Source organism: Dactylosporangium sp. NPDC000244 (assembly GCF_040300725.1).
GTDB lineage: Bacteria > Actinomycetota > Actinomycetes > Mycobacteriales > Micromonosporaceae > Dactylosporangium.
The window spans coordinates 1-7,689 of sequence record NZ_JBEPEH010000099.1 but is presented as its reverse complement, the minus strand read 5'-3'; the positions used below and the strand labels follow the sequence as shown (position 1 = coordinate 7,689).

Here is a 7,689-nt window from a genome sequence, read left to right as displayed (position 1 = left end):
ATTCCTTTGGTAGTCTCAATGTATAGTTTTTATCAAATCTTGTATATAACACATCTGTTTACTCCGTAGCAACGAAGTTAGCGTTGTTTTAAGTTAGTTTGTTGCATTCTTATCACTCGGAAAAAAAGTGCAATTATGACGTATACGATCAGAACAGATATGAAATAAACCGCTAAATCAATTTGTACTTTCTTCCACATGCTAGGTAACAAAATTAAGAATCTATTCTCTAGAAAACCATCGTAACTTCGATACGTAATAAATGGAACTGGAAAGCCCATTAAGTAACTCGTCATGCCATCTGAGGTATTCTCCCTAGGATTTAACACAAAAGCGCTCATCAGAGGAATTATAAGACTAATAATAAACCATTTAATATTTAAACTTTTTTTCATAATGATCTTCCCCTAAAATAATAGATTTAAATTTTATGTGAGAAATTCCAAGTATCATTGATTTTTGCGCCAATCGTAAATCCTTTTACTTGAAATCCTAATAATGAATAACCGTTTACTTTTATTTTTACTGTGTCTTTAGTGTTATTTGTTTTTACAAAATTTGAAGATGCACTGGTTTGATTCCAAGTAACAGCAATTTGTAAGCCTGAATAGTAAGATTTAATTCCTGAAACCTTAGTAAATTGATTTTTACCATTTACTTTTTTGTATTCATAATTGAAGGATACATTTCTCCAAGTAGGAAGTCCAGTCATTCCATAGCCACTAAACGGAGCCCATTGAGAGACTGTTTTACTTCCAGCAGCTCTGGTTTGGATAGGGTTCTCATTAATTGTAAATTCTGTTTCACTGCTATTTTTAAACTCTGCTAGAATTTTTTCTAATTCTTCTACACTGTCTAATTGAATAATATTTTGCGGATCAATATCTTCTGCGGGTACTACTTCGAAATCGTATTTACCGCTTTGTTCAAGTTCTTTTACTTCACTGATAACTGCATTTTCTTCGGTAATACTATCAGCTGATACAATATCCTTCCACCCAAAAAAAGCAACAAACATTAATCCCACTAAAATAACTTTTTTCATAACATATAGCCTCCATTTAATTTGATTTTTTAACGCGAATTTCTAGTATATTATCCATAATTCCCGCTTAAAACATAAGAAACGCATAGTTTACATGGGGTTGTATTTGTAACTTATTCGTTTACAAGACCTAATAAGGCTAATTATTTGGAAATTTGATACTATTTTTATTTATTTTCCTACTTCTTGCATTTAAATTGTTTTGCAAAGTTCTCAACCGTGTTATTTTGGGGTTGTTAGGGCTTGCCCTGACCGCCTGTAAGGCGCTTTGCTAATAATATAACCTTTAAGATCTAAAAACGTCTTAGAAAGGCTTTTACGAGCAATCAGGCCCTATCCAACCCCGACTTTATTTAATGTTTTGATTTTAACGAGTGAACGGAGTGAACGCTGCAAGCCTAATGTGAGAGCGTAGCGATCACTCCTTTTTGCCCTTGAAATTAGGTCTTTTGGTTGTGGTTCTAGTCTTTTTGAATAGTATGTGCCACAAAACTATGCAGTGTTTAGGGTTTAATCTTTACTAGCTGTTTATTAGATTCGCGAAGATGATTACTTGAAAGAAAAATGATGTTTTGGGCGGGAAAAATTACCTGTGGAAAAACTCGCGCGCGCACGCGTTTATTTTATATATCTTTTATAAGACCTTTTATAAACCCTTTTAGGGGTCTGTTGCGCCTTACTCTCCCAAGCGATACAGAATGGTACTAACACCATTTTGTATGAGTACCAACACCATTTTGTATGAGTACCAACACCATTTTGTATGAGTACTAACACCATTTTGTATGAGTACCAACACTACCTGTTTACATTTAGGTTAGTGTTTGTTATATTTTTAATGTGAGGGGGGAAAGGAATGGACAAGAAAACGGATTTAGCAGTTAGATATCAAAATGAATTGAACCTTGTGCCTTTAAAAGAATTCAACGCTAAAGAAATGGATTTGTTCTTTGCATTATGTGCTCGTATGAAAGAGCGTGGACTAGACAATGTGCGCTTTTCTTTTGAAGAGTTGAAAGAATTGAGTGAATATAAGTTTACTGGTAATGATAGATTCGTTCATGATTTGGAGAATGTCTATCAAAAAATGATCAGTATGTCTTACCGTACGGATGAGATCAATGAAGATGGCGACCGAGTTATCAAACGTTTCGTATTGTTTACAGGGTTTGAAATTAATGTCTCTAAAATGTTTGTCGATGTGAGTGTTAATCCAAAACTGGACTACATTATCAATGGTTTAACTACTGAGGTTTCTAGGTTTGAATTATCTGCTTTCACTTCGATTCGCTCTACCTATGCAAAAACATTATTCCGATTGCTTATGCAATATCGCTCTACTGGTTATTATATTGTGAGAATTGAAGATTTTAAAGAACGAATGGATATTCCGGAGAGCTATCGCCAAATGGGACAAATCGATCAAAAAGTTTTACAGCCTGCACTAAGGGAATTACAAAACTATTTCAGAGACCTAAAGGTCACAAAAATCAAAGCAAAAAAAGGCAATAAAATTGCCAAACTGGAATTTACATTTTCAGGTCTAAAGACTAACAAACCAAGAATTCCAATGCATGATTGGACAAAATAAAAAAGAACTTGCCCCCTCACATTTAAGCAAGTTAGGCAAGTCCGTACGCAACCCACTACGATTGCTAGTTTATTCTAGCATATGCGTGCGGACTTCTAAAATGAATTATTTTTTTGGAGGTCATATCATGACAAAAAGCAATAGATTTATCAAAAAGTTCACCGAGGATTTGCACGCAGAAATATTTTCCTATATAGGATCCACCCCTAATTTTCCTACTGGTGGTAGTGAAGAATTTATTGAGAACGTTCTGCGATCGACTTAGAAAAACAACGTGAGGAAAGAAGGAATTGCTTTGACAAAGGAAAAATTACAAGTATATATCGACATTGAACATAGGGACGCTTTGGAAGAATTGAAAACCTATTTACCTGTCGAAGAGACAATAAATGATAGTGCGCTGATGCGATTTATCATAATCGATTTGCTTAATCGCATACGAAAAGAAGAATTATTTGAAAAAAAAATATTAGATTCATTGTCTGTTTTGACCGTAATGACAAACGCAAAGTTGGAACAAGATCACACCCAAATACCAGATTTATTTTCTTCCAACGTATACCAAGAGGCAGTATCAATGAGCAAAAAAACTGTGCGAAATGAAAATTATCGGTTCAAGAATAAGAAAAAAAATCAGACTAATCAAGAAACAAAAGGCAACAATATCGTACAAGAAGATACAAAAAAAGGACTCAGTTTCAACGAAATTGTTGCTCAATACCTTCCAAAAAACTATTAGTGTTCGGGTATTTTTTCTAAAGGAAAAAGTAATATTGAAAGTAGTCATGAAGTAGTCAGAACAGCGAAAATAACCACCTGAGTAGTCGCAGTAGTATTCATGGGAGAATACTAAAAAATAAGGTGTGGTGACTTATCTAAAGGCCTTGAAACGCAATAGGCACAGCCTATTTTCCCACTCTCACTATGAGAGTGGTGCGTTTACCTTATGCTCTTTCCATTTTTTTGCAAAAAGTGGTCAGGTTTTATCTAATATGCACGTCTTAACACTGGAGAAGGAGTATACAGTTCTTATATCAATGCGGGAAAACAAAAGGTGGCGTCAGAATGACATTTACAGATTGTTTTAAGATTAGTAGTATTAATTCTATCAAGAGAGCGTAAATTTGATTGTAGAGGTGATCTATGAAAATTCAGTACAGACTTATTTTTCTTGCTGTATTATTTTTTTTAATAGGATATGTCATAATTGAAAATTGTGCAGATGTTTTTTATATACTGTTAAACTTTTCTCTTCCAGTTTTATTTATAATTTTCAGATTATTTTTTTCTGATGTTAAAAATAGGAAATTATTTTGGCAAAAAAGGTCACCATACTTTGGAGATCAAAGAAGAAAAATAAATAAAAACATTTTAGATCTGTTCTTTTTTGTAGGGTTATTATGGTATGCGTATTTAATTTATCAATATCTGAATTAAAGAGATAAATAATCCTATTATTTATATATATTTTGTGAGTATTAGTAATACTGGGTTGACCACGAATGTGGGTACAGATCTCCCTTAAGCTCTATTTTATTTTAATAAATTCCCTATATATTATTTTTTTATATAGACACACCTACATTATAGATAGTATAATTTTTTATATCAGTGTAGGGAGGTTTATCTATGAAGAAATTTATAAATGTTTTGGTGACTATTAGTCTTTTGTTTAGTTTTTCGTTTTTCGTAAAGCCTGTGGAAGCTGCAAGTACAAAATATAATCATAATCATACTTCGTATACTTGTTATAAAATGAGTTATTATGTTACTCCTGCTAAATGTAAGTCATTAAGTTCTCAAACTAAAAAGTTAAATACTGTTAGTGCAATTGCTGGTTTTATTGGTTTAACAGGGTTAACTGCTGGAATAATTTCAATGGTTTTTGGATCTGCAGTTGATGCAAATCAAGTCTTTGTAAATGCCGCGAAAAAGGGTAAAGGTGTACAATTAAACTATATTGCTCATTTCAGTAATATTTCAACTGACACCTATAGTACAGATCAAAATTACGTAATAAAATAATTGGGGGGGTAATTACTATGTCATTAACAAAAATTTCTTTGATTATTGCAGTAGTATTAGGAGTTTTCTTATACTTTGTTTTACCACTGTCGAATTTTTTTGTCTACTTCACTATACCTTCGGTTATTATTGTAAATGTGATAAGAATTTTCGAAAAAAAGAAACAGGAAAAATACGCTTAAAAACAATAGAAAATTGTAAAAGAGTAGTCGTTTTTTTAAAGACTACTCTTTTACTTTACTAATATTATGTAACGATCGTTTTATGCCGCGAAAGTTCCTTTACAGTAGGCTTCCCCCTGTTATACTGAAGCGAGAGCAAGTCAGAGGCTGAATTTGCGACAAAGCGTAGGGGGTACGGGGGGAAGGGAACCTGCTGTCAAGGAAACGTGGAATAAACATATTTCGGATTTTTCTTGTCAGGGTTAGTTGGTAGCGGTATACTTATTTTAATTTGATAGGACTGAAAAAAAGAACAAAAAAAAAACGCTAAGAGATCCTACCCTCTTAACGTTACAGATAGATAAAGCTAGACCCTTTATCTACCATTCGAAGATATTATATAGGCATTTGAAGAAGAATGCAAGATATTGAGTGAATGGCTGACCAAGGGTGGGAAGCTAGGACGTCAATCTCTTGCATTTTTTTGCGTTCGAAAAGGAAGAGTGCTTGCTGAAGCGATTGTTTGGGTTGCCTTGATTCTACCGAGTGTTTTAGCTGTGACTGGCACGCTTGCAGCGTGCCTAAGGCGAGTGCTGTGCACGTCAGCAGCTCGGTAGATCTCCAGGGAAGAAAAGGCAAAACAAGCGCTCTAGCAAGGGTTGTAGGGAGCGTAGCGACCGAAAACCTATTAACTTGATTTTAACTAAACATTACGAGAAAAATAATTCGGCAGGCGTAGCCAGAGGAGGTGCAGACATGGTAGAAATGAGAAAAATCGACGCTTTTATCCAAAATAATGACTATGTGACGGTCACTGATATGGGCGAAATCATTGAAGTGCAATATTTATCTCATAAAAATACGTCTGCACCGATCAAAAAAATTTCCAAAGACCAATATGTTGATTTGCAGACGGGCGAAATTAAAGATTTTGCTCATTCTGAGAATCGGGGACAAAATTTAGATAGCTTACGTAAAACATTTAAAAAATTGGGTTATTTGGTAAACAATAATTTTTCTGGAAAGAAAAATGAACTTTGGACAACGTTGACTTACGCTGATAATGTACAAGATTTGAAAAAAGTTTCCGCGGATTTTGATAAGTTTATCAAGCGATTGAAGTATTTTATGGCCAATGAGTATGGCGAAGTGAGAGAGATTGCTTATAAGAAAAAAGGAAAAAACAAAAAATATAAGCTAAACGTCAAAAATAAGAGTAAATTTGAGTTTGTTAAAGTATTGGAACCACAAGGGCGTGGGGCTTGGCATATTCATATGTTGCTAAAATTTCCGCATTTGAAAAGCGTTTATATTCCAAATGAGACATTTGCAGATCTTTGGTCTCATGGGTTTGTGGATGTGAAACGCATTGATAAAACCGATAATTTAGGTGCCTATTTGTGTGCGTATTTAACCGATATTTTAGTGGAAGATGATGAAAGCAAGTATGAGGATATCTTACGCCAACAAGGGTCTGAAGGAATTGAAACCACAAAAACAGATGAAAGTAAGGCGGTTATAAAAGGCGGTCGTCTGCACATGTATCCTTCTGGTATGAATATTTTCAGCAAATCGAAGGGCATTGTTTATCCTGAACGTCGTCCGATGAAATATAAACATGTTAGAGAGACGTTAGGATTCAAAGATGAGAATTTAACGCTTCGTAAGTCGATTCAAATCAAGGACGAAGAGCATGATTTTGAGAATACCGTCATTATAGAGCAATATAATAAGCGTGTAGCGGACAAAAGAGGATTGCTTGCTTCTATAACCAGATATCGCTTACTGCTCTTAGAAACGAAACCAGGGGCTCTCAGAGACGCTTTGGAGCAAGAGTTATTTGCATTAGAACATAAATTTGAACTTCAAGAACGAGCAAAAGAAGAAAGTTTAAAAAATCGAACCGCATAGGTTTATTTGGTTGTGCACAATTTTATTTTTGGGCAGAAAGGTAGGGAGTGTCATTGGCAGAAGAAAAAATAACGATAAAAGAGATTTCAGATGCGTTAAATGTATCGAAAACTACGGTTAGAAACCATGTGCACAAGGTTTGCGGTGGGTTACCGGTTGTAGAAAAGGGACAAAAAATCACTCTAAGCATTGATACAGCTGAACTTGTTCGAGAATCGATACTGTTATCAAAAAGTGGTAAAAGTGCAAACTCAACTGCAAACTTGACCGATAACTTGAGTGCAAAGTTACCGCAAACTGATGTTTCGGTCGAAGAAACATTTGAGGTGTTAAAAAAACAGTTAGAAGAAAAAGATAAGCAATTAAAAATCAAGGATCAATTAATTTCTGAACTATTACAAGATTTACGCAATCACCAACATTCGTTTTTACTTCAGCAAGAGAAAACGCAACAATTACTTTTGGAAAATGATACGCTTCGTAAACGTAAATGGTGGCAGATTTGGAAACGATAGAGGAATGAAAGAAGGAAAAAGATATGACAAAAGAACGGCTGCAAATTTATATTGATCCTGAACATAGAGACGCATTAGAAGAATTAAAAGAATTGTTATCGGTGGAAGATTCGGCAACTGACAGCGCCTTAATTCGCTATATTATTTTGGAATTGTATCGATTAAAGACAAAAGAAAATATTCAAATGCGTGCACTTTTAAACCGTTTGGATGAACTTTTAATTTATTCAAATAGTTTTGCGGAAACGATGGATGTCGATATTTTTGATCTCGAAAATTCTGAAAAATACAAAGAAGTGAAGACCCAACAAAGAGGGAAATGGGCAAATAGCCGAAGAAAAAAAGCAAAAAACAGACCAGCAAAAAGACCTCCTAATGTAAAAAAGGAGAAACCAAAAGAAGAAAAAACAGACTCAGAAAAGCTTACTTATAGAGAAATTG

7 protein-coding genes are annotated in these 7,689 nt (G+C 34.2%); 6 read left to right on the top strand and 1 reads right to left on the bottom strand.

Annotated features, from left to right (window positions below):
• Window positions 1-421 precede the first annotated feature (421 nt).
• Window positions 422-1,045, bottom strand: coding sequence for a hypothetical protein (locus ABT369_RS57550; protein WP_311948681.1), 624 nt, complete (start codon window positions 1,043-1,045; stop codon window positions 422-424).
• Between the two features lie 856 nt (window positions 1,046-1,901).
• On the opposite strand from ABT369_RS57550, the gene ABT369_RS57545 reads away from it, so the two are divergent.
• From ABT369_RS57545 to ABT369_RS57520, 6 genes are all read left to right on the top strand, one after another.
• Window positions 1,902-2,636, top strand: coding sequence for a replication initiation protein (locus tag ABT369_RS57545; protein ID WP_350627192.1), 735 nt, complete (start codon window positions 1,902-1,904; stop codon window positions 2,634-2,636).
• A gap of 274 nt (window positions 2,637-2,910) precedes the next feature.
• The gene (locus tag ABT369_RS57540) at window positions 2,911-3,375 is read left to right on the top strand and encodes a hypothetical protein (RefSeq protein ID WP_350627190.1); all 465 of its coding nucleotides are present in this window, start codon (window positions 2,911-2,913) and stop codon (window positions 3,373-3,375) included.
• A gap of 890 nt (window positions 3,376-4,265) precedes the next feature.
• Complete coding sequence (bacA, locus tag ABT369_RS57535; RefSeq protein WP_142422931.1) at window positions 4,266-4,661, top strand: bacteriocin 51 precursor BacA; 396 nt, start codon at window positions 4,266-4,268, stop codon at window positions 4,659-4,661.
• A 917-nt stretch (window positions 4,662-5,578) separates the two neighbouring features.
• A complete protein-coding gene (locus tag ABT369_RS57530) occupies window positions 5,579-6,733 on the top strand; it encodes a rolling circle replication-associated protein (protein WP_142422934.1) in 1,155 nt (384 codons plus the stop codon).
• Window positions 6,734-6,786: 53 nt separating this feature from the next.
• Complete coding sequence (locus tag ABT369_RS57525; protein ID WP_142422933.1) at window positions 6,787-7,248, top strand: HTH domain-containing protein; 462 nt, start codon at window positions 6,787-6,789, stop codon at window positions 7,246-7,248.
• A 23-nt stretch (window positions 7,249-7,271) separates the two neighbouring features.
• Window positions 7,272-7,689, top strand: a 418-nt coding sequence (locus ABT369_RS57520; RefSeq protein WP_350627187.1) for a hypothetical protein, incomplete at its 3' end; no start/stop codon positions are given.